Raw genomic sequence first — 639 nt, 5'->3', positions numbered from 1 at the left:
AGTAAAAATCCGCCTTCATAGAAGGCGGCTTTGATTTCGCCCCAGAGGGGCGTTACTAGTTCAGACTCTGAGAGCCTTCACTTCACATCCCTTTTAACGATAATTGATTGTCTTCATGTTCATGTTTTTCCTGATACTTCACATACTTCCTTATCATTTCTTCATTTACACCTACGGTATCCACACAGTACCCTCTCGACCAAAAGTGATTTCCCCATAACTTTTTCTTTCTTAAATAGGGGAATTTATTAAATAATCGAATGGCTGTTCGTCCTTTTAAATGCCCAAGCACCTCAGATACAGATAATTTCGGGGGGATTTTTACCAAAAGATGAACATGATCTATTTGAACATTCAATTCTACAATTTCTATCTCGAGTTGTTCACAGGAAATCCGTATCTGCTTATAAACCTCCCTTCCTACATTATTTTTCAGTATCCTAAATCGGTATTTGGGCGTCCAGACGATATGATATTGACAACACCAAAGTACATGCGATGCTTTCTTGAATCTACTCATGGTTAAATCCTTCTCTGTTATGGGGATAACAGTTCGGATTTTCCCATGAGTAGCCTTACTGGCAGAGCCAATCTGTCGATGACCACCTCCGCAGGAGGTGGTATTCAGTTATGAATAAA

At 39.6% G+C, this 639-nt stretch carries 1 protein-coding gene; it reads right to left on the bottom strand.

Going from position 1 to position 639, the window contains the following annotated elements:
* Positions 1 to 82 precede the first annotated feature (82 nt).
* Positions 83 to 520 (bottom strand): IS200/IS605 family transposase, encoded by a 438-nt coding sequence (tnpA, locus tag Xentx_RS18275; protein WP_074021892.1) that lies wholly within the window; start codon positions 518 to 520, stop codon positions 83 to 85.
* Positions 521 to 639 lie beyond the last annotated feature (119 nt).

The organism is Xenorhabdus thuongxuanensis, assembly GCF_001908095.1.
Lineage (GTDB): Bacteria > Pseudomonadota > Gammaproteobacteria > Enterobacterales > Enterobacteriaceae > Xenorhabdus > Xenorhabdus thuongxuanensis.
This window is presented reverse-complemented; position numbering and strand designations above follow the sequence as displayed.

Excerpts from the sequence above, each read along its gene's own strand:
- tnpA (WP_074021892.1), bottom strand. The coding sequence starts at position 520 with ATGAGTAGATTCAAGAAAGCATCGCATGTACTTTGGTGTTGTCAATAT.